Annotated in this window: 21 protein-coding genes and 2 tRNA genes; 9 read left to right on the top strand and 14 right to left on the bottom strand. The window is 55.3% G+C overall.

The annotated features are described in order from the left end of the window. Positions 1–10: 10 nt before the first annotated feature. Positions 11–337: an ArsR/SmtB family transcription factor gene (locus tag TPEN_RS02415; RefSeq protein WP_011752140.1), complete on the bottom strand. Its 327-nt coding sequence runs from the start codon at positions 335–337 to the stop codon at positions 11–13. A 247-nt stretch (positions 338–584) separates the two neighbouring features. Here TPEN_RS02415 and TPEN_RS02410 point away from each other — a divergent pair, with 247 nt between their 5' ends. Then, positions 585–998 (top strand): hypothetical protein, encoded by a 414-nt coding sequence (locus TPEN_RS02410; RefSeq protein WP_011752139.1) that lies wholly within the window; start codon positions 585–587, stop codon positions 996–998. A gap of 105 nt (positions 999–1,103) precedes the next feature. Here TPEN_RS02410 and TPEN_RS02405 read toward each other — a convergent pair. Further along, positions 1,104–1,212, bottom strand: a tRNA-Phe gene (locus TPEN_RS02405). Positions 1,213–1,502: 290 nt separating this feature from the next. Between TPEN_RS02405 and TPEN_RS09700 the strand changes: the two genes are divergently transcribed. Next, the gene (locus tag TPEN_RS09700) at positions 1,503–1,667 is read left to right on the top strand and encodes a hypothetical protein (protein ID WP_187146344.1); all 165 of its coding nucleotides are present in this window, start codon (positions 1,503–1,505) and stop codon (positions 1,665–1,667) included. Here the strand turns inward: TPEN_RS09700 and TPEN_RS02400 are convergent. Both TPEN_RS02400 and TPEN_RS02395 read right to left on the bottom strand, forming a co-directional pair. After that, positions 1,664–2,725, bottom strand: a complete 1,062-nt coding sequence (locus tag TPEN_RS02400) for a radical SAM protein (protein WP_011752138.1) — start codon at positions 2,723–2,725, stop codon at positions 1,664–1,666. The genes TPEN_RS09700 and TPEN_RS02400 overlap by 4 nt on opposite strands. Beyond that, on the bottom strand, positions 2,722–2,985 hold the full coding sequence (locus TPEN_RS02395) for a stationary phase-response protein (protein WP_011752137.1): 264 nt from the start codon (positions 2,983–2,985) through the stop codon (positions 2,722–2,724). The genes TPEN_RS02400 and TPEN_RS02395 overlap by 4 nt, the downstream gene beginning before the upstream one ends. Before the next feature lie 111 nt (positions 2,986–3,096). On the opposite strand from TPEN_RS02395, the gene TPEN_RS02390 reads away from it, so the two are divergent. Together TPEN_RS02390 and TPEN_RS02385 are read left to right on the top strand one after the other, a co-directional pair. Further along, positions 3,097–3,393 carry a 50S ribosomal protein L14e gene (locus tag TPEN_RS02390; protein WP_011752136.1) on the top strand — a complete coding sequence of 99 codons (297 nt, stop codon included), beginning with the start codon at positions 3,097–3,099 and terminating at the stop codon, positions 3,391–3,393. A 26-nt stretch (positions 3,394–3,419) separates the two neighbouring features. Then, a complete protein-coding gene (locus TPEN_RS02385; protein ID WP_011752135.1) occupies positions 3,420–4,436 on the top strand; it encodes an RNA-guided pseudouridylation complex pseudouridine synthase subunit Cbf5 in 1,017 nt (338 codons plus the stop codon). Here TPEN_RS02385 and TPEN_RS02380 read toward each other — a convergent pair. The 4 genes from TPEN_RS02380 to TPEN_RS02365 all read right to left on the bottom strand — a co-directional run bounded on the left by TPEN_RS02380 (position 4,425) and on the right by TPEN_RS02365 (position 7,304). Continuing rightward, complete coding sequence (locus tag TPEN_RS02380) at positions 4,425–4,958, bottom strand: RNA methyltransferase (RefSeq protein WP_011752134.1); 534 nt, start codon at positions 4,956–4,958, stop codon at positions 4,425–4,427. The two genes, TPEN_RS02385 and TPEN_RS02380, sit on opposite strands and share 12 nt — an antisense overlap. Before the next feature lie 35 nt (positions 4,959–4,993). Continuing rightward, a tRNA-Cys gene (locus TPEN_RS02375) sits at positions 4,994–5,124 on the bottom strand. Between the two features lie 117 nt (positions 5,125–5,241). Continuing rightward, positions 5,242–6,618: a hypothetical protein gene (locus TPEN_RS02370; protein ID WP_011752133.1), complete on the bottom strand. Its 1,377-nt coding sequence runs from the start codon at positions 6,616–6,618 to the stop codon at positions 5,242–5,244. Positions 6,619–6,905: 287 nt separating this feature from the next. Further along, on the bottom strand, positions 6,906–7,304 hold the full coding sequence (locus TPEN_RS02365; RefSeq protein ID WP_052885047.1) for a hypothetical protein: 399 nt from the start codon (positions 7,302–7,304) through the stop codon (positions 6,906–6,908). 146 nt (positions 7,305–7,450) lie between these two features. On the opposite strand from TPEN_RS02365, the gene TPEN_RS02360 reads away from it, so the two are divergent. Further along, positions 7,451–8,641, top strand: coding sequence for an HD domain-containing protein (locus tag TPEN_RS02360; protein WP_052885046.1), 1,191 nt, complete (start codon positions 7,451–7,453; stop codon positions 8,639–8,641). On the opposite strand, the gene TPEN_RS02355 is transcribed toward TPEN_RS02360, so the two are convergent. Continuing rightward, on the bottom strand, positions 8,607–10,166 hold the full coding sequence (locus tag TPEN_RS02355; protein ID WP_011752131.1) for a B12-binding domain-containing radical SAM protein: 1,560 nt from the start codon (positions 10,164–10,166) through the stop codon (positions 8,607–8,609). The genes TPEN_RS02360 and TPEN_RS02355 overlap by 35 nt on opposite strands. Positions 10,167–10,226: 60 nt before the next feature. Here TPEN_RS02355 and TPEN_RS02350 point away from each other — a divergent pair, with 60 nt between their 5' ends. The 3 genes from TPEN_RS02350 (at position 10,227) to TPEN_RS02340 (ending at position 12,637) form a co-directional block, all read left to right on the top strand. After that, complete coding sequence (locus tag TPEN_RS02350) at positions 10,227–11,084, top strand: ATPase domain-containing protein (RefSeq protein ID WP_011752130.1); 858 nt, start codon at positions 10,227–10,229, stop codon at positions 11,082–11,084. A gap of 155 nt (positions 11,085–11,239) precedes the next feature. Continuing rightward, complete coding sequence (locus tag TPEN_RS02345; protein WP_281054510.1) at positions 11,240–11,563, top strand: DUF424 family protein; 324 nt, start codon at positions 11,240–11,242, stop codon at positions 11,561–11,563. A gap of 6 nt (positions 11,564–11,569) precedes the next feature. Beyond that, complete coding sequence (locus TPEN_RS02340) at positions 11,570–12,637, top strand: 60S ribosomal export protein NMD3 (RefSeq protein ID WP_148677899.1); 1,068 nt, start codon at positions 11,570–11,572, stop codon at positions 12,635–12,637. A 9-nt stretch (positions 12,638–12,646) separates the two neighbouring features. On the opposite strand, the gene TPEN_RS02335 is transcribed toward TPEN_RS02340, so the two are convergent. From TPEN_RS02335 to TPEN_RS02320, 3 genes are all read right to left on the bottom strand, one after another. Next, positions 12,647–13,372 carry a Kae1-associated kinase Bud32 gene (locus tag TPEN_RS02335; RefSeq protein ID WP_011752127.1) on the bottom strand — a complete coding sequence of 242 codons (726 nt, stop codon included), beginning with the start codon at positions 13,370–13,372 and terminating at the stop codon, positions 12,647–12,649. 9 nt (positions 13,373–13,381) lie between these two features. After that, positions 13,382–14,380 (bottom strand): KEOPS complex N(6)-L-threonylcarbamoyladenine synthase Kae1, encoded by a 999-nt coding sequence (kae1, locus tag TPEN_RS02330; RefSeq protein ID WP_052885044.1) that lies wholly within the window; start codon positions 14,378–14,380, stop codon positions 13,382–13,384. Positions 14,381–14,659: 279 nt separating this feature from the next. Beyond that, on the bottom strand, positions 14,660–16,036 hold the full coding sequence (locus TPEN_RS02320) for a hypothetical protein (protein ID WP_011752125.1): 1,377 nt from the start codon (positions 16,034–16,036) through the stop codon (positions 14,660–14,662). Between the two features lie 877 nt (positions 16,037–16,913). Here TPEN_RS02320 and TPEN_RS02315 point away from each other — a divergent pair. Beyond that, positions 16,914–18,311, top strand: coding sequence for a hypothetical protein (locus TPEN_RS02315; protein ID WP_011752124.1), 1,398 nt, complete (start codon positions 16,914–16,916; stop codon positions 18,309–18,311). 54 nt (positions 18,312–18,365) lie between these two features. Here the strand turns inward: TPEN_RS02315 and TPEN_RS09695 are convergent, their stop codons facing one another. Both TPEN_RS09695 and TPEN_RS02310 read right to left on the bottom strand, forming a co-directional pair. Beyond that, the gene (locus TPEN_RS09695) at positions 18,366–18,527 is read right to left on the bottom strand and encodes a 30S ribosomal protein S27ae (protein ID WP_011752123.1); all 162 of its coding nucleotides are present in this window, start codon (positions 18,525–18,527) and stop codon (positions 18,366–18,368) included. A 5-nt stretch (positions 18,528–18,532) separates the two neighbouring features. Continuing rightward, positions 18,533–18,853 (bottom strand): 30S ribosomal protein S24e, encoded by a 321-nt coding sequence (locus TPEN_RS02310; protein ID WP_011752122.1) that lies wholly within the window; start codon positions 18,851–18,853, stop codon positions 18,533–18,535. Positions 18,854–18,913 lie beyond the last annotated feature (60 nt).

Here is an 18,913-nt window from a genome sequence, read left to right as displayed (position 1 = left end):
CCCTGGAAAACTATCTTCTTTGAAGAGCCTGGGCTCTCTCTTCTATCATCTTTCGAATAACTCTTCTCACAATTCTGCAAGCCTCTTCAAGCTCCGGGTATGCTAGGTAGTAGTACACGTTCGTCCCGCGCCGCTCTGCTCTAACGACCCCCTTCTCTCTTAGAAGCGCCAGGTGCCTAGAGACCACTGGCTGGGGCTCTCCCAGTGAGTTTACGATTTCAGAGACGTTTCGAGGGCCAGCGTAGAGTAGCGAGATTATTTTCAGCCTGAGGGGATGACACAGCGATTTGCAGAACTCGGCTTGTGCCTCGAACAGCTGGGCATCCTCGCTCGACATACACGCCTCAGGGATACTGGTTCTTTGGGAGATTAAAATATTTCGATATATCGTTGCGTTATGAGTAATGGGTGCCGAAGGTTTTCTTCGCGCGCTCTTGCCCGCATTACTTTTCGTGAGCCTAGGGCTCTTTCTCTCAGAGTTCTCGAAGTCGCTTTATGTGAAAAAACAGGGACTGGCTTAATGTGCAAACGACGCGCGCGCCGAAAGATTTATCAATAGTTGCGGGTCGAGGGTGTGGGAAGGTATGTTGCGTACGAGGATTCTCAGGAGTGTTGGCGTCTACGTTGTGGAGAAGGATAGAGAGGTATTCTGGTTAGACTTGCGAGTATCGGGCTTTAGGCAAAGCAAGAGGGTGGAGAGCTTCCTGCCTTATTTTAACTTCTTGAGGAAGTGGCTCGTGGAAAACGGGTTAATCAGAGACCTAGATGAGGGGGAGAACCACGTTTTAAGGTTCTCTAAAGACCCTGAGTCGCCGGAGGTAACGGTCTTAGTGATACTACTGAAGAGAGGAAACCGAGTTTCGAAGGCCATTATTTCGCCCCTCAAACCGGGTCTTCTCAGGCTAATCGATGAACGTTTAAGAGGCGCGGGGTGGAGGAGTGTTTTCCTAGTCGACATGAAGACCCGCACTCGTGTACGTGAAAGAGAAGCCGTGTAGGGTACGTTATTTGCGAAACATACGAGGAGGACGCGGCGTAACGCGTGTTTTCACAACCCGAAACCTGCTAGTTTATGATACGCGATCGAAAACCTTGGGGAAGAGTGGTGCCGGGGCCGGGATTTGAACCCGGGACCTCTCCCGCAGCGCACCTCTATGCCGGGTGCGCGACTCGGTCTTCAGCCGAGCGCTCTCCCAGCTGAGCTACCCCGGCTATAGCGCTCGGCGCAGTAAAGAATTCTTGGGCTGGAGGTTATTAAGTTTTCGCGAAGTGCCGCGCGCGGCACACGCCAGTAACAGCGCTCCTCCGGGCGGTCAGGGTCCGCCCTCGCCGTCCTGACCGCCTTTACGAGAGCCTTGGAGAAGAAGCCGCCCTCGGGCTCTCCCAGCGAGCCCTCCAGCTCGTAGTCGTCCAGCGTCAAGACTCTCGCGCGCGGGAAAGGCGCCCGGCCCCCTCCTCTTAAGTTGCGCACTAAAGTGGTTAGTATAGTGAGGTATTCGGATTTGGCTAGGTGGAAGAGTACAGGAGCCTGGGTTCTCGTCTACGGGAGGAGGAAAGTTGGAAAAAGCTACTTCATCAGAAATTTCACCAAGTGGGACTCGTACTACTTCGTCGGCAGGGAGCGCTTGAGTGGATTCCTGACCTGTTTTCGGTATGCTTTACGCTAGTTTTTCCTGAAAGCGTTTTCTCCGTGTTCGCGCTCTTCTCGGATGGGTGTCTCTTCTAAGACCAGTTTTCTGAGGGCGGGGTTTCTTTCGAGCACTTTTCCCTTCTTGACTTTATCGACTAGCATTGGATGTATGAATTTATCCGCGTAAAGCGAGGCTACATGCTCGTTTCCGCTTGCCAGTTCGTCGTAGCTTACCTCGACGAGGGTTCCGTCATCGGTGACGTATTGGTGCGTAGCCGCGCTGAGCACGGCGAGCCTGTAGAGTCTTAGCCCCGTCTGGTAGTGATCCTTTACCTTTACCGGGCAGTAGTGTACCGATATGTTGAGCCGTTTTTCCTCCGCGTAGCTGACGGCTTTCAAAGCGGCTTCGGCGCTTCCCTCTGCAGACCTGTAGTCCTCGGAAAGCCTGTAGCCTCTTAGCTCGAGCGAAACAGAGTTCGTCTCTGTGAACTCTAGCTGGTTCAAATTCACGAAGTCTAACTCGTACCTTTCCGCCACCTCTAGGAGTCTTACCAGCGAATCTTCGCTGCGCGGCAAGGCAGGGTACTCGAGCCCTATGGATAGCTTATCGCCCCACTCGCTCGCGACGTTGAGTACTTCTTCCAGCCTGTCGAGAGGGGCGTGTATTCTCAGCTCGTCTAGCCCAGCTTCTACGAGGGAGTTTAGAGTCTCATGTCTTAGCAGTAAGCCCGTAGTATAGACATGTATGTGGAAGCCTTTACCGAATACTTCTTTCAAGAACTTTGCCGTTTCCACGGAAAGGCTTTGCTTCACCAGGGGATCCCCACCGGTGAGGCTTGCTCCCAGGGAGCCCGATCTCAGTATCTCCGCCTTTAATAGCGTGAAGTATTCTCCTGGATCGTAGACCTCTACTTCGTTCACAAACGTGACGTCCCTTTGCTTTCTATAGTTGCTCAGCGGACAGTAGAAACAGTTGTAAGGGCAAAGCCCGGTTAGAAAAATCACAGTTTTGAGCCCCTGTTGGCAGAGCGTGCAGCCCCTGGGTAGCTTACCGTAGACTACGCTGCCGCTCTTGAGTGTGCGGACACGCTTCATGCATCTTTAACCTGCTCGAGTAGGGAGATTATCTGCCAGATCTTGGTACGCGCGAAGAGCGGTGTGTTGGGATCTGAGGATATATCTTCTAGCTTGGAGATCACCGTAGCCGCCTTAAGTCCCGGCGTCATCTGGGGATCCATTAGCACCTCTATAGACTCCGTGGCAACCCTTCTAATGTTCCTAGGAATACCCCGGTCATCGGCTATCTGTTTTAAAAGCTCTATAGCGTTTTTAATCTGGGGTACAACGTCGGCCATTCCTCATCGCCCCAGAATCTTCAGTAGAAGTGCTAATAAAGATTGTGTGCGCAAGCACACGAAAAAAGGAAAAGCTTAAGTTCAGGGATTACCGTCGATCGGGTGGTAACTATGAAGGTATACGACGTTGGAAGGATATGCGTTAAGACTAGCGGGCGCGAAGCCGGGCTTAAATGCGTAATAGTAGACATAATCGACGACAACTTCGTTCTCGTGACAGGGCCTAAAAGCGTTAGCGGGGTTAAGAGGAGGAGAGCGAATATACGCCACCTCGAACCCCTAGAATACAAGATCAGCATAAGTAAAGGTGCTAGCGACGAGGAAGTAAAAGCGGCTCTCGAAAAAGCTGGGCTTATAGAGTTCATGAAGGAAAAGGTTAAGCCGACGGTATCAACCACGTTTGTTTAGCTGCAGGTTACCGTGGTGCAGCGTTCGTGCCCGCCAAGTACCTTGCAGCGACCCCTTCCCGCGAGATATACGTGAGGTCCGAAGACGAGACGGATTTTTCCTACGGGTGGCTCCCAGAAGAGCGACCGCCGGAAGTACTCCTCAAGTACTCCGTCATAAACCTAGACAAACCCGTGGGACCCTCAAGCCACGAGGTTGTAGCGTGGCTTAGGAAGCTCCTAGGGATAGAGAGAATAGCCCACGCTGGCACGCTGGATCCAAAGGTTTCCGGGGTTCTTCCCATAACGTTGAACAACGCTGTACGCGTACTACCTGTGCTGCTAAAAGAGGACAAGGAGTATGTGTGTGTAATGAGGCTGCACGGCGACGTCGACCCGGAAAGGCTTGAAAGAGTAGTCAGCATGTTTAAAGGCAGGATTTACCAGAGGCCACCGCTAAGGTCTGCTGTGAAGAGGGAGGTTCGAATAAGGCAGATCTACGATATTAGGCTTTTAGAGTTTAACGAGAGGACTGCCCTCCTCCATGTCTGGTGCGAAGCTGGAACCTACATGCGTAAGCTGTGCCACGATATCGGAGAGATACTCGGTGTCGGGGCGCACATGCAGGAACTTAGAAGGATCAGGTCTGGGAGTCTCTATGAGGACAGGAACTGCTCTACGATGCACGACGTCGTGGACGCGTACTATATCTGGAAAGAGAGAGGGATAGACCACTTTCTACGGCAAGTCTTTCTGCCTGTTGAAGCAGCGATCCAGCATCTTCCAAAAGTATGGATTAGAGACTCCGCGGTAGATGCTGTATGCCATGGAGCCCCTCTGGCTGTCCCCGGGATAGTAAAGCTAGAGGGAGGTATAAAGGTGAACAGCACAGTGGCTATTCTCACGCTGAAAGGCGAGCTAGTAGCCATCGGGAAAGCGCAAATGACCACGGAGAAGATGCTTACAGAGTCTAGCGGGATTGCCGTGAAAACGGAGCACGTTGTCATGGATCCGGGGACCTACCCAAGGAAGTGGAAGTCCCATAAGGAGGCCTCAGGCCCCTAGGTAGTTGTCTATCTCAATGTTCGCAATTACGATCAAGACGTCCAAGTTTTTTCTCTCAACAGAGACTCTCACCCTCCTCGGTACCCTCACCTGGAACCCCGCGCTGAACACTAGAGAAATTTCCCTTACCTCCCCTAGGCGCCTCAGAACATCTGCCAAGAGCTCGCCGTCGCTAGATACGAGGAACGAACCGCCGAATTGCTCCTCTACGTTGCCAGCAATCCTCTCCACGCTTATACCGCTGTGCGGGTGCCTGGCTCCACCCTCGGATTCTACCTCCCACATTGCCCTAACTATCCTTCGATGTAGCCCGGCGAACGACTGCTCATCCACGTGCACGTGCCTCAGCCTGGAGGATAGAAAGGAAACCGAGAGCCCTGCATCCGGCATCACGAAGCGAAGGGTAACATCGCGCCGGATATCGTGCGATAGAAAGATCGCCGACGTAACAACCCTGCACACCAGCGGCACGTCGTCTACGAATCTACTTCGAGGTATCACGACATTGAATACTCTCCGCATGGCAACACCTGTAGCGCGTGATAACAGCATATAGCTGGAGCCGGGGCCGGGACTCGAACCCGGGAAATATCGGGTTACCAGGGCTGGTAAATTTCTCTAGCCACTGCAGCCTCGCCTCCACACCTCACGAGTGGAACCGACGCCTTGACCTCTCGGCCACCCCGGCCTAGAAAGATAACGTCTACTCCACTTTTATTCTTTACGTTAGCGCGCGCTTACTAGTGCTCGTGCCGCGCCTGACTGAGGAGGGGGCCGGACGCCGCTTTCCTGGTGGTCTTTTCTCTTAATTTCTCGCCCCAGCTGGGCGTATCTTCAGTAGTTCTTCGACTAGCTTCTTCGCGGCTGGCTTAACCTCCGCCTTAGCCTTAGCGAACGCATAGAGAGCCTCCCAGAGCTCCGAATCCTCCGCCGCGCGCTCGAAAAGCGAGTCCTGGGGGATCTCGTAGTAAGGCGTCTCGCCTGACCGGACAACATTCACAGTCCAACCCTCTTTGACAGCCCTCTCGTACCAGCCTGGGGGCGCGTTACTAACGGGTATGCGGGCGTATATGTAGGCGTACTCGTCGCCGACGGCAACCATAACGAGGTTAAGCAACGCGCCGGCAACCGGTGCATAAAGGCCGAGACGCTGGTAAGACATGCACAGCTTTCGCGGTCCAATAAGCGCGAGGCGTGCTAGGAACATTGCCTTCTTGCAGCCCGACGCAGCCATGTATTCCAGTAGCTGTGGCGCTTTCTCGTAGAGGAGCCTTGCAATCCTGACTGAGCCCTCGGTTCTAACCCAGTTTTGCTCTTTGCCAACGGCGAATAGTAGCACGCGTGCGGTCGAGTTCTGCGAATACTTTCCGTCGGCGGCGTAGTATAGCGCTATTCTCAGCGCCCTTTGCTCATCTATATTACCCTTATTTGCCTCCTCAATCTCAGCGATCGCTATCTTCCGCTTTTCTTCCTTTTTTAATGCCCACACCTTAGGCGCATTGCGGACACCCTTAACTCTCACTTGCCACATGATGCTGACATGCCTCTTCTCGTTGATCGCGATGCCTCTAACGTATAACACTACCTCCTTTCCCGGCCAGAAACCGGGGAAGGAGACAGCCTGCCATGTTTGTGAGGTGCCCATTATTGCTTCTTCGCAGTCCGCGATGTAGCTGGCATCGCCCAGGACCCAGCCCTCCTGGGCGGCCACCAGCAATTCAGGCGGAAGCCTCAAGACGTCGGGTAGCCTGAGCTTAGCGATTTTAAGGAGAAGGACGACCTCGACGACCCAATACCCGGCCGGCGTTCTGTGAATATAGAGCCTCCACTTCTTGCCTGGAAGCTTAACCTTCCACTGCGTTCTGCCCGTCCTCCATATCTTGAGCTCTTCGAAGTGTTCCAGGGCTTCTTCAATCACTTTCTTGGACACTCTGCAAGCCTTCTCAACGCCGACCTCCGCCTTGTTGGTAAGCTCTACGTAGACCTCGCCGTAGCGCTGGTAGTTAGCCTTGACGTTGATCAGCTCCCACATCACCTTGTCGCGCGTAGCCTCCAAGCCGCGGAAATCGTACCTGTGGAGAAGCGCCTTCCCGAGAAGCTCCCTGAGCTTTTCTCGGACAAACTCCTCGTCGAACTCTTCGACCTCCGCCACAGCTCCATACCCCATCATGACTTCGCTCATATCACCACCTCTCCTTAAATAGTGGAAGCGTGGCGGGAGGGGCCGTGAATAGTGAGTGTTTCAAAGCGAAGCACCGTGAGAGCTTTCTCGGGCGGGCCTGCTGGGGCTAGGGCTCCGCTCGCCTCGTCCGCCCCCCCCCCCCCTCCCCCGGGGAGGCCGGCGCTGCTCGCTAGGGACGACCGTCACCATTCGGCTCATCGTGTCGGATCTCATGAATCGGCCCCCTTGGGGCTTCGCTGGCTGTTGTCCCCGGGGTGCAGGCGTGGCTTCACTTTTCGGCCGCTGTTCTATTGATTATCATGGGTTTCCCGGGATTTATTGCTTGCGCGTACCGGCTTCCCGGGTTTACAAGTGGAGTAGTGTTGCCAAGCATTTGCTAGTAAAAGCTGACCAGCTTTTGCTAGCAAATGCTGGCGCGCCACCCGTGGGAGTGCTACCCGGAGCTTTGCCGCGAGATGCCCGAACTGTGCAAAGAACAGGAGTAAGCCGTAAAACATCTTTTTCCTCTCTTTTATCCCCGTTTCTCTCCTTTTTCCCTGGTTTGTAAACGCGAGCGTGGCGCAGGCGAAAAGCGGGGCAGAGGAGGCGGCGAAGAGGGAGGCGATGAGGAGGCGTTGAGGAGGATGGAGGCGAGGGGTTGGGGCTAAAAGCGCGCGCCTAAAACCTTCCTTTTTCTTCTCTATCACGCGCATGCTTATAGTAGCTCGTGTATAAGTGTCTCCTGTATCTCTTCGATACATGCGACGTCTGCCCACGCGATTTCTCGTCTGTTTGTTGTTCAGAGGCGAGTGAGGACGGAAAGAATATGCCTAAGTAGGATCAACGTGTACACATGCTGGAGATCTACGACGAGATTCACGGATTCATAGATCTTAGTGAGGCTGAAAGCACTGTACTGGGTGACTGCGTGGTTCAGCGTCTACGCAGAATAAGACAGCTAGGACCAGCCGACCTAGTATACCCCGGAGCTGTACACACACGTTTCTCCCACTCGCTTGGAACGCTGTACCTCGCAGAGCGTATCGCGAAGAGTGCCGGCATAGAGGACGAAGGAGAGGTTGAGTCTCTAAGGTTAGCGGCACTCCTACACGATGTCGGTCACATGCCCTTTTCGCACGCTCTTTCGAGCAATCACGAGAAGGTTTCGCAGGAGGTAGTAAGAAGCATGCTGGGAGACTTGCTGGGAAAAGATCTAAAACACGGGGTTATCGATATACTCGCCGGGAGCTCGAGGCTATCACCCATCCTAGCCTCGGAGGTCGATGCAGACAGGCTAGATTACTTGCTCAGGGACTCAAAGCACACCGGCGTGTCCTACGGCAACGTGGACGTCGACAGGGCTGTACGCTCAGCGAGGCTCGTACGAACAGAGGCTGGGTGGGCTCTCGGCTTCGTGCACGGGGCGGAGACCGCAGTAGAGAACATCCTGCTGGCTAGAACTCAGCTTTTCAGAGTGGTGTACTACCACAGAACAGTAGGAGCATTCGAAGCTGTGTTGCGCGCAGCGTACGCGATGCTGGTCGAAGAAGGGTACCTACCCTCTCTCGATGAAGCCCTCGAAGAGAAAGAACTCTGGTGCATGTTCGACGATTGCATGGTTATCGAGGCCTTGAAGCGCGCGAGAAAGAGCGAGGAGGACAGGTTGAAAGAGCTCGCCACCAGCTTCCTTCTCAGAAAGCCACCGAAGCTGGTATTCGAAGCGTACCTCAGCGACGGTCCGGGCGAGGGCTTCAGAAGAGAGCTCTACGAACACGCGCTTAAAGGGACGGCAGAAGAATTACTGGTCGAGAAGTGCGGCGTACCGGAGGGTTGCCTGCTCGTCTACCTAGCGCGTATAGTCCCTATAGGCAACGTGAACAGGCTTCTCATACTGCACGGGGAAAGCGCGAAGCCACTCGTTTCTCTGAGCAGCACCCTGCTGAGCTACCTCAAAGGGGTAAGCCTCTCCCCGCTGAGAGTATACGCCTTCCCAGAATGCCTACGGCAGGCTACCGAGTGCCTCTCACGCCTGGCAGTCTTATGAACCCCCACGGCGGCTCCTCCTCGGGGCTTGGTGCGAGATATCTCTGTACGTCCACGCCTGTAACTCTAAGAGCCTTCCTCCACCCTCCAAGACCTCCCCCCTCCAGGGCCCAGTAGAGGAGAACCTGCGAGAGCATCGAGTCTCCCCTAGCAATTATTGTCTGTATGTAAGCTAGCCTGGGGTCGTACTCTCGTACATCCGCGAGGCCTCGAAGCTCTCTTCTTATGATCTCTATGCGGCGTCGAGCCTCCTGAATTCCTACGAACGGCGCGTACTGCAATGGTGTATGCGGCTTCGGCACGAGAGGGCTGACAGTGACTTTGAGGGCTCTCTCCCCCTTAAACCCCGTCTCCGACGCGAGTTGTCTAAGCTTCTCGGCGGTCAGCCTCAGGTCTTCCTCGCGTTCGCCCGGGATGCCTACCATTAGGTATACCTTTAGCCCTGTGTAACCGAGCTTCCGTGCCGAGAGGGAAAGCTCGCGGATGAGGCTGTAGCCTATGTGCTTCCTGATAGCGATCGCAAGGCTTGGAGACAGTGTTTCAGGAGCTACCGTGAGCGTTTTCTGGCCGCCAAGCCTGATATACTCGAGCCTTCTCTCGTTCAGGGTGTCGGCCCTGAGAGAGGGGATCGAAAACGAGTACCCCTCGTTCACCAGCCACTCGAGTATGCGGTCTGCCTCCGAGTGGTCGAAAAACGAGAGGCTTACGAGCTTTACGTGCCTGGTTCTATTCCCCGCGGAGCCCTCTTCGACTATTCTTCTTACCTGCTCGAAGGGCCTCTCCCTAACTCCTCGGAATATGTGTCCCTCGAGGCAGAACGCGCACATCCTGAAGCATCCTCTGCTCGTCTCGACGGCGGTTCTCCTCCTCCACTTTGCACGCGGGTCTAAAAGCTGTAGCTGGACGCTCGGCGAAAACTCCTTGGACAACTCCCTTGCGTAATTGAAGACAACCTCCTCCCCGCCGTGGAGCAGAGGGACGTAGAACCCCTTCTCGGCGCCCAAGTTCTCTAGGAACGCTCTCTTGTCCCCCCTGTACCCAGCCATGCCATCTACCAGTACGGGCATTAAAGGCTCGATCTCGCCCACTGCGAGAACGTCCACGAAAGGCGAAAGCGGCACGGGGTTCGCTATAACCGGTGGTCCTCCGGCTATCACAACCGGTTTCTCGCGCCTCTCGCTGTAAACCTCTACCCCGGCTTCAAGGAGAACTCTAAGTATGTTAACGAAGTCGAGCTCGTAATGCACCGAGATAACCACGTAGTCGAAGTCTCGTAGCGGGGTGCCAGTCTCGATGCTACGCGTTAAAGGAGTCCCATCGAAGTCGAGCATGAACTGCTCCGCGTAGACATCATCCAAAGAGTTCAACCAGTAGTACAGCATCTGGTACGAGAGGGAGTCCAGCGCAACGGTCGGTAGAGAGGGGTAGAGCAGTGCAACCCTAATGGTACCCCGCCCGGCTTTCTTCTTGACCACATTGTCCTCGGCAATCATTCGCGCCCGGACAACCTCTACATCCTCTGGCACAAAAACACTCACGCGCGCTAGCTTAAATAACGTGAGATGATTAACGGGCAATGGGGAGCTATGTTTACGCGGAAAACGTCTAAGGAGGAGGGACGCACGGCCCGCCTTCCGGACGAGATACCTGTGCCTGACGAGGCGCAGAGCGCCGAGACCAACGTTGTCGTGCACGAAGCCGAGTCCAAGAAGTGGGGCTACCAGTTAGCGAAGCTGGGGGTTGAGGGTCTCGACGAGCGTATAGGCGGGTTGCTGCGGGGTCGCACGTACCTCGTAACGGGCGAGACGGGGACGGGGAAAACGATGTTCAGCCTCACCTTCCTGATGGAGGGGCTCCGCTCTAACGAGCCCGGCATCTACGTGCTGGTAGACGAAGAGTACAGCGATTTCATGAACGGCGTCTACGACTTCGGCTGGGACTTTGAGAGCTACATTCGCTCAGGCCAGTTGCGAATACTGACACTGATGCCTGACTTCGTTGAGAGAATGAAGAACAAGCCCGTAGACACTGTGGTGAGATCGATCGTGGATGGGATTCTTCAGGAAGCCCGCGCAATCAGAGCTCAAAGGCTCGTCATAGACCCCGTCGCACCCTTGATAGTCAACGAGGGCGACTTAGCGTGGACGAGGGAGTACATAAAGAGCCTGATAATAAACCTGGAGAAACGTATAGGCGCAACTACGCTCATAGTCTCCGAGATACCCACCGGGAGCACGGCGCTCAGCAGGTTCGGAGTCGAGGAATTCCTAGCTGCGGGAGTCTTCGTCCTGGGAATAGAGCGCGTAAGAAACACGTTCTACAGAACGCTCTACGTAAGGAAGATGAGGTGGAGACCTGTACCTCCACAGATATTCGTTTTCGACATAGTGCGCGGTAAGGGCGTGGTTGTCAAGGGAGAGCTGGGCAGCATCGTACGAGGCTGAAGGCTTGTTGCGCGATTATGGTGCTCAGCCTTGGTGTCTCCGCTCATCTTTCCTCGCTACTACCAACCCTCAGCATCCGAGCTTACTACGCACCGCGAGCTTTAAGTATTTCCGTGATAACTTGATCTGGGAAGAGGGAAAGAGGGCTGGTCTCCTTGCGGCAAGCTCGCAGAGTCTACTACAAAGTACACAAACAGGGAGGTTACACCATGCTCGCTATATGCGACGAGAAGCTTTTAGGCGTCGAGCTCGAGTACAACAACGTGAGAGTAAAGATAACGCGCGACTTCTTTGGAGGCTCCCTCGTACTCCTCGACGACGAACTGCTCAGAAAGGAGATCGCGGGGGCAGACTCTATAACTGCGTTCGGCGAGGACAGTCTCAGCCTACTCGAGGAGATTTACCCCTCGGTGAGAAAGGCCTCTCTCAGGGTTGCCGGAGTACCATACGTGCAGGTCTTCAGAATAATGTCCGAGTAGCGGGTCTTGGGCGGGGGCGTCTCTGTGAAGATTCTCTGTCCTGTCTGCGGTAAGCCTACTGATAGGCTGATAGATGGTTTATGCCCGGAGTGTTACCGCAGGAGTAGGCGTATAATGGAGCCTAAGAGAGACGCGCTCAGGGTTAAGGTTTGCAGGAAGTGCGGGAGGCTTTACTACAAGGACGAGTGGCTAAGCTCCAGCGAGGAGCTTGCCATGTCTGTTGAAAAGGATCTGCCAAGGCTAGTAAAGGTGAGGGGAGAGCTTAGAAGCGCGAGGGTTAGTCTCTACATCGATAAAGGGTTCGCGGAGGTTCACGCGGTCGGCAGGGCTGATAGCGGCATTGACTTCTTCTACGAAGAAACTCTGAGGATACCGCTTAAGACCGAGTACTCTATCTGCGACTGGTGTCTAGGCAAGGTTTCGAAGAAGAAGAGCGCCATAGTACAGGTTCGGGCGAGCGAGAGAGAGCTCAGCAACGACGAGAAGAAAGCCGTGTACAAGGTTCTAGACGAGCTTTCCTCTAGCGGCAACGCGGAGGCCTTACCGTGGGACGTAAAGGAAGAAGCCGGCGGACTTGACCTGTACTTCTCCTCCCCGAGGGCCGCGAGGGAGGTTGTACGAAGGCTTTCAGAAAGAGTTTACTTCGAAGTACTCGAGACTAGTAAAAAAGTGGGGGTGGACGGTAGCGGCCACGAGAAGTATCAGTCAACGATAAGGCTGTTGTTGCCCCACATAGCTAGGGGCGACGTTGTGCTCTACAGAAACGAGTACTTCCTCGTTAAAGACGTCGACCCTAAGAGAGTCACGCTCTTAAACCTAAGTAGCTACGAGAAAGAGGTGTACATGCTCAACAAAAGCTTACTTTCGCGGATATCCGTGATTGCACGGGCTAACGAGTTGAAGATGGGTGTAGTTGTCTACACCGCTGGAGACAAAGTTCACGTAATGAGCAACGACTACAAAGTATACGAGGTGGACATACCTCCAAGCGCTAGGAAGCTTTTTCAGGAGGAACAAACAGTCGGGCTACTCGTACTCGAAAACAAGGTACTGCTTATACCGAGCCCGCCTTAGCGCGCAACTTCAGCCGGAGAATGCACGCGAGAGGCGGGCCCGGCGTTCCTTCACGTAGCGTCCCCTCAACCTGATTTCGCGCATCTTCGCCAGTATTTTCTCCGCGGTTTCGCGCCCCCTGATCTGAGCGTAGCCGTCTACAAATGCTTGGAAAAGGTCCTCCGCTTGAAGTGGATGCGTGCTCTCCAAGGCTCTTTTGAACAGATGCAAGTCTACGCCGGCGTCCTCGTCTCTGTTGGAGAAAAAGCCCAAACCGAAGTCGACCAGCCAGGGGGTTCGGGTCGGCGAGAGGATAACGTTGCTCGTTGTTAGGTCGCCGTACACTATCCCTAGCGAGTGAAGAGTTCCGAGTTGCCTGCCTATCTCAACGAACACGTTCCTAAGGGTTCCGGGCTCTATCCCCCTCATAGAGTCCTTCAGGCGCTCTCCGCCGATGTACGTCATGACGAGTATCCCCTCCTCGGGGTACACGAGGACAGGTACGGGGACGTTAACGCCGGCCATAGCAGCCCTGCTCAGTATCCGCGACTCCAGCACCGTTCTCTCTCTGCGGAGCTCCGAGTCGAGCCTGGGGTCCCGGTAGCTCTTCGGCACTCGGTACTTAACGACGACCTTTTCGCCTGCAAGCTCACCTTTCACTATTACCGCTTCGGCACCGAATCCTAGCACCCCCTCCGCCCTGAACCCGAGCCATCTCTCGAGGCGCTCTACCGCGTCGCGTGGAAATGCCCGCATCACTGCCCATCACCTGGATCGCCACGGAATGACGACCTCGTCCACCCTCCAGTAGGGCTGTATACGGCTTTCCTCAACCGGCACTCTGACACCGTGGGAAAAAGCCAGCGCGCCTGTATACGCTATCATGGCGCCGTTGTCTCCTGCGTACTCAGGCGGGACAACCCCGAGCACTCCGCCTCTATCCTCGACCATTCTCCTTAGCTTCTCCAGGAGTATCCTGCTCCTGGCAACGCCGCCCGTGAGGACGAGCTGGCTCTTACCGGTGTGCGCTAAGGCTCTCTCCGCGACTTCGACCAGCATCGAATAGGCGGTTTCGACGAGGCTGTAGCAGACGTCCTCTAACCGTGCTCTTCCGGATCTGTACAGGGAGAGAGCGTGGGTGAGCAACCCCGAGTAAGATACGTCCTGCCCCTTGACCGTGTACGGTAAGGGTATGTACTCCCGCCCTTTAAGCGCCAGCTCCTCTACTCGCGGAACCCCGGGAAACCCCAGCCCCACTTCTCTGGCAAACGTGTCGAGGCAGTTTCCGAGCGGTATATCTAGAGTCTCGCCGAATACCCGGTATCTACCCTCGTTGAAAGTCGTGACCATCGTGTTTCCACCGGCAACGTAGACGAACACGGGGTCCTCCAGCCCCGTAGTCAGCCTAGAAATCTCTAAGTGGGCTATTGCGTGGTTAACCGGTACTAGCGGCTTACCAAACTTTAAGGCCAGGTACCTTGCAAGCGTAGCCCCGACCCTTAGGCAGGGACCCATACCCGGGCCCAGCGCGACCGCGACTGCGTCCACCTCTTCAACACTGATACCCGCTTTCTGGAGCGCCTCGGAGAGGACTTTGGGAGCAACCCTGCTATGGTGCTCGGCGGCCTCCGTCGGCTTTATGCCTCCATGTCGCGGAACATACGTGTGATTAACGTTGACCAGAATATCTCCAGAAGAAGTAGCTATACCGACTCCAAACGTGTGAGCCGTAGACTCTATGCCTAGCACCTTTAACGCGCGCATGCCGAACAGCACGTCAAACGTACTCCGTATAAAGCTTTAACTTCGTGTCCTTTCTGAGAGAAAAAGCGCGTGCGCCTCTTGCCGGCGATGACGTAGAGGTTTCGGTCTGGGTAGGGGCAACTGCACTCCGTGCAGTCTGGGTTCGCGGCTACCGCCGCCGCCACGGCGACCAGGGCTACCACGACGGCTAGCAGTACCGGCTTCCACTTCATCGCGCAGAAATAAAAAGAGGGGCTATTTATCCGTTAGCGCGCGGGAGCAGAAAAAGAAAAAAGGGGTTTAGGGCTCGACGAATACCTGTATCTCTACGTGCGTCCCGGGGTAGACCTGTATTTCGAGCCAGCCGGGCTCTACCGGTGGTGGCTCCAGCCTCGGGCCCCAGTGCTCGCGGTAGCCCTCGTTCACGAAGCTTCCGTAGGCGTTTACCGTTGCGTCGCACGTTCCCTGCATTATGCACCTCGGCAGTACGAACTCGAAGTAGGATATGTCCTCGAATATTAGGCCGGCGCCCTTCGAGCGGTACATCGAGGGGCCGTTCTCGACTATCACGAGGATCTCTATGATGCCGCTACGCGCGAGCGGCTTGCCCTTCACTACTACTTTGCTCCAGTTCTTCGGGGTTTCTAGGAGTACTATGAGGAAGCCGGGTGCCTCTATTTCCCAGACTCCGTTGCCCTTGTACCTCCAGGACCCCGACTGGGCCTCCTTCACTGTGAGCACCATCCTGGCCTTGACTTCTCTGCCGGCGTAGAGTACTCCTCCGAGCGTCGAGCGTGGTGGGTGGCACTTGAGGCTCCAGCCCGCCACCAGTACCGTGTCGTTCGCGACTTCGAGCGAGGCGTCGCCGTGTAGGAGCGTCCAGCGCCCAGCCACACTGGCGTTCCAGTAGTGCACAGCCTCACAGGTCTCGTTGAGCTCCACACTCGCAGGGCCCAGCACGAGGACAGAGTAGGCCGGGACCTCCAGCACAGTGGTCGAGTTCACCCAGGAACCGTTGATTGTTACGGGGTGCTCGCCCGGCACCACCTTGACCTTTACCTTCACCTGCTCGAAGAAGGCCTCGATGGTCGTGTTGCCGTAGACTCTGACATCGCCGGGCGAGGTGGGGGAGCCGTTGACCAGCAATGCTTTCAGCCTCCAGCTTCTAGGCGTGGACGCGTTGATCGAGAGCAGTGCCCCGCCCCTGAGCAACAGCGTGTCGTTGCCGTAGCTCGAGCCGTTGACGAGCAGGTAGCCGGAGCCGTAAACCCTCAGCGTGACCACGGGGCCACTCCACGCGAAAACCGCCTCAACCGTCGTATCGCCCGATACCCTCGCTACGCCTGGTAAAACGGGCGACCCGTTCACGAGTAAAGCCTTCAGCCTCCAGCCTGGCTGGGGCGAGGCATTGATAGCCAAGACGGCGGGCGCCCTGAGCGTCAGCGTGGCGTTCACGTAGCCCGTGCCGTTGACGAGCAGGGAGCCGGGGCCGTAGACCTTGAGCGTTAGGGTGGCGTTCCTAGGCTTCTCGGCCGGCGCCGGCCCCTGGGCTGGCGTCTGTGTAGGTGGTTGCACGGGTGGCTGTGCGGGCGGCGTTGCTAGAAGCGCGATGTAGGCTGCCAGGGCTGTGAGCACTGCAACTGCTACCAAGACTAGGGCTTTCTTGTTCACAGTCATAAGGAGAAAAAAAGGGGGGTCGTATTTATTGCTTGCACGGGAAGATTCGTTTTATAACTTTCGTTTTATAACTACTGGGATAAAACGAAAACTGAAATTTTTAACGGCCAGTAAGGCTTAAATAACCGTTTTTTTATCTAAGTACACGTGGCGCGTGAACCCCGCCACCCCGCGGTGACGATGAACCCAGACAGCCCGGTGGCGGGGGATGGGGGAGGAGAGGAGGAGGGCCGGGCAGTGTAAGCCAGGCCCATGGGGAGAAACCCTGCCATCCCCCGCTAGCCCCTAAATTATCTTTTTTTTGTCCGCCCACTCCGTCCCTCCCGTTATTGGGAGACCTCCCGAGCAGGGAGGGGTTCCTGTGAGCGCCCGCGCGCGGGCTAGGCCTGCGGCGGCGTGAGGGGGCGCCTGCCCGGCTGGGCCTTGCCCGGGGCTGGCGCCTCCGGGGCCCGAGGAACACCCGCGGCTGGGCATTGCCCGGCGGGTGCGAGGGGGCGCGCGGCTGTCTGGGCTTTGCCCGGGCCACGCGTCTGGGCGGACGGGGGCGGCGGGGGAGGCGGGGCTCTGGGGCCCCAGCCCCGGGCTGGGGCGTCTCTCCCTAACCGGGGAGAGACCGGCCTAGGGGCTGATTCGTGAAGCCCGACACGATGAGCCGAAAGGTGACGGTCGCCCCTAGCGAGCAGCGCGGCCCATCCGGGGGGCCGGGCAAAGGCGGGCGAGGCCTTGGCCCCAGCGGGCCCGCCCGTGAAAGCATTCACGCCTCACCAGGCTTTCAGAGCTTCGCTTTGAAGCATTCACGGCGCTTAGCGCATCCCTGCCTCGGCCAGGCGCGCCCTCGTAGGGCGCCCCGCCCGCCAGTCAGGAAGGGCGGGTTGGTATGGGCCGGGGGATTGAGTTAGAGGTGGACGAGAAAACCAGGGAGATCGTTGAGAGGGTTGCAAGGGAGCGTGTCGAGAAGGCTAGCTCTAGGCTTGATGAGAGGTATTTGGAGGTCTATGAGTACCTTGCACGAGTTGCTAGAAAGCTTAGGGAGCGCTGGCCTTGGCTCTCAATCTTAACGATTTACATGCTGATCCTACTGGACAAGGCCTACGAGCAGGCTAAACAACGTTTAAATGAGTTTCTGTCTGCTGAGTGGCACGTCTTTCGGAGTGGTAAGAAGACATGGCGTATTTACCCCAAAGACAAAGGCTTCTACGTTATGATAGGCAAAGCGCCCAAAGGTAACTTTAACGTAGTCTTACCACTGGATAATGTAGCTACAGATGTCTTCATAAAAGGGCTGAAACTAACAGCCAGGGTACGGTGGTATGCATTACGAGGATGGCTTCTCAGCGATATACATTACTCGCGTAAACGACGATTGCTGGATGCAGGCACAGATCAATCATGGCAAGTGATTGCGATCTCTGCATTACTTAACGATGTTGTTGCGAGGATAGCTGTTAGATCCCTAATTCTTGGAAAGAATTCTTTAAACTTTGCCTGGCGCATACTAACCAATATCCTATTACCCTGGGAGCTAAAGGGTAAGGCTAAGGAGATTACCACCGAAAAGTTCGTGTTAAGGATAAAGAAGAAGGATGTAAACAAACTGAAACCCTCTGAAGCACTAACACTATTAACGCTGTATCTTGGGGATGGAGCAATTCCAAACTTCAAAGTAAACATGCTCCATATACTCGCCAACAACAGAGATCTTCCAATCACAGGCGCGAAAGCAATTCAACTTGCACAAAAGATGCTAGAAGTCAGTGGTGAATATGGGGAGTTGCTGAAATTGTTGCAAGTAAGAAAGTACCAATACCTTGAGATACTCTCGAATAGAAAGGCCAACAACGTGGTGCGTATGCACATTGTCGTTGCAGGGGTGAAAATGCACCTTATACTTGTTGGTGGTGCGTCACACTTTGGGCTTGAGGCGCGTGTGCTTGAAACTAGGAAGACAAAAATCCCGGAGAACTTTGCAGAGCTCGCTGAACGTGAAGGTCTTAAAGTCGAGGAAACTACTATTAGGTATAAAGGATGGAATGGCAGGGTTTACGAGTACCGCGCGTGGCATGCCTACACTGAGGAGCTTCTAGAGTTTGCACATTTACGTCCACAAGCTTACTGTGTCTACCTGAAGTACCTCTATGCTAAACGCGAGAAGTACGAGAATAGATGCACTATCGAAAAAGTCCAAAGGCTGATAGATAGAATAATCAGGGATGCAAGAAAACATGCGCCTAAAACGCTGGAAGCATGCCTCGAAGAGCTGGGGCAAGAAAGCTAAAGAGATAGACCAACAGGGAAGGCGCCCGGCCCCCTCCTCTCGCACGCTCACGTGTTAAGTTCTATACTCCGTATATCCGCATTTGCCGCAGTGCCAGCGCTCGACGGGTTTTAGGTGGTGGGCCATGATGGATCCGCAACGCGGGCACTTTTTGTTCTTCAACCTTATGGTCCCGGTTTTGTAGTCGTATTCGTAGAGTTCGTGTACTTTCGCCACTCAGGTCACCCCTCCTGCTTCTTCGCCTCCTGCTCCTGGATTAAGCCGTTGCGGCGCAAGATGTGTTTAGGCTCGAACATCTTCATTTTCACGTCGGAGTCGTAGATATGGATCAGCGCTTCGGATACTCCTTGTCCGTAACGGGTAACTAGCTTCCTAACGACAATCGCGCTCCCTCCGGTTCCGAGCATGTTGCGTAAAGCCTCAGCTACATCCCTCCTGGAAGGGGTCCCCGAGCCTTGATGGTGGATCTCTACTAGTAACTCACGTCTTCCGACAAGCTTGTTTACTTTCTCCTGGATGATCCTAAGAGAGCTTACGGCCATTCCCCACACCCTCGTTACGCGTGCTTAATTGCTATTTTAATTTTTCTCGCGCGACCAGTC

This window comes from Thermofilum pendens Hrk 5 (genome assembly GCF_000015225.1).
Lineage (GTDB): Archaea > Thermoproteota > Thermoprotei > Thermofilales > Thermofilaceae > Thermofilum > Thermofilum pendens.
This window is presented reverse-complemented; position numbering and strand designations above follow the sequence as displayed.

Excerpts from the sequence above, each read along its gene's own strand:
- TPEN_RS02380 (WP_011752134.1), bottom strand. The coding sequence starts at position 4,958 with ATGCGGAGAGTATTCAATGTCGTGATACCTCGAAGTAGATTCGTAGAC.
- TPEN_RS02415 (WP_011752140.1), bottom strand. The coding sequence starts at position 337 with ATGTCGAGCGAGGATGCCCAGCTGTTCGAGGCACAAGCCGAGTTCTGC.
- TPEN_RS02400 (WP_011752138.1), bottom strand. The coding sequence starts at position 2,725 with ATGAAGCGTGTCCGCACACTCAAGAGCGGCAGCGTAGTCTACGGTAAG.
- TPEN_RS02370 (WP_011752133.1), bottom strand. The coding sequence starts at position 6,618 with ATGAGCGAAGTCATGATGGGGTATGGAGCTGTGGCGGAGGTCGAAGAG.
- TPEN_RS02315 (WP_011752124.1), top strand. The coding sequence starts at position 16,914 with ATGGGCCGGGGGATTGAGTTAGAGGTGGACGAGAAAACCAGGGAGATC.
- TPEN_RS02335 (WP_011752127.1), bottom strand. The coding sequence starts at position 13,372 with ATGCGGGCATTTCCACGCGACGCGGTAGAGCGCCTCGAGAGATGGCTC.
- TPEN_RS02395 (WP_011752137.1), bottom strand. The coding sequence starts at position 2,985 with ATGGCCGACGTTGTACCCCAGATTAAAAACGCTATAGAGCTTTTAAAA.
- TPEN_RS02320 (WP_011752125.1), bottom strand. The coding sequence starts at position 16,036 with ATGACTGTGAACAAGAAAGCCCTAGTCTTGGTAGCAGTTGCAGTGCTC.
- TPEN_RS02360 (WP_052885046.1), top strand. The coding sequence starts at position 7,451 with ATGCTGGAGATCTACGACGAGATTCACGGATTCATAGATCTTAGTGAG.
- kae1 (WP_052885044.1), bottom strand. The coding sequence starts at position 14,380 with ATGCGCGCGTTAAAGGTGCTAGGCATAGAGTCTACGGCTCACACGTTT.
- TPEN_RS02390 (WP_011752136.1), top strand. The coding sequence starts at position 3,097 with ATGAAGGTATACGACGTTGGAAGGATATGCGTTAAGACTAGCGGGCGC.
- TPEN_RS02310 (WP_011752122.1), bottom strand. The coding sequence starts at position 18,853 with ATGGCCGTAAGCTCTCTTAGGATCATCCAGGAGAAAGTAAACAAGCTT.
- TPEN_RS02410 (WP_011752139.1), top strand. The coding sequence starts at position 585 with ATGTTGCGTACGAGGATTCTCAGGAGTGTTGGCGTCTACGTTGTGGAG.
- TPEN_RS02350 (WP_011752130.1), top strand. The coding sequence starts at position 10,227 with ATGTTTACGCGGAAAACGTCTAAGGAGGAGGGACGCACGGCCCGCCTT.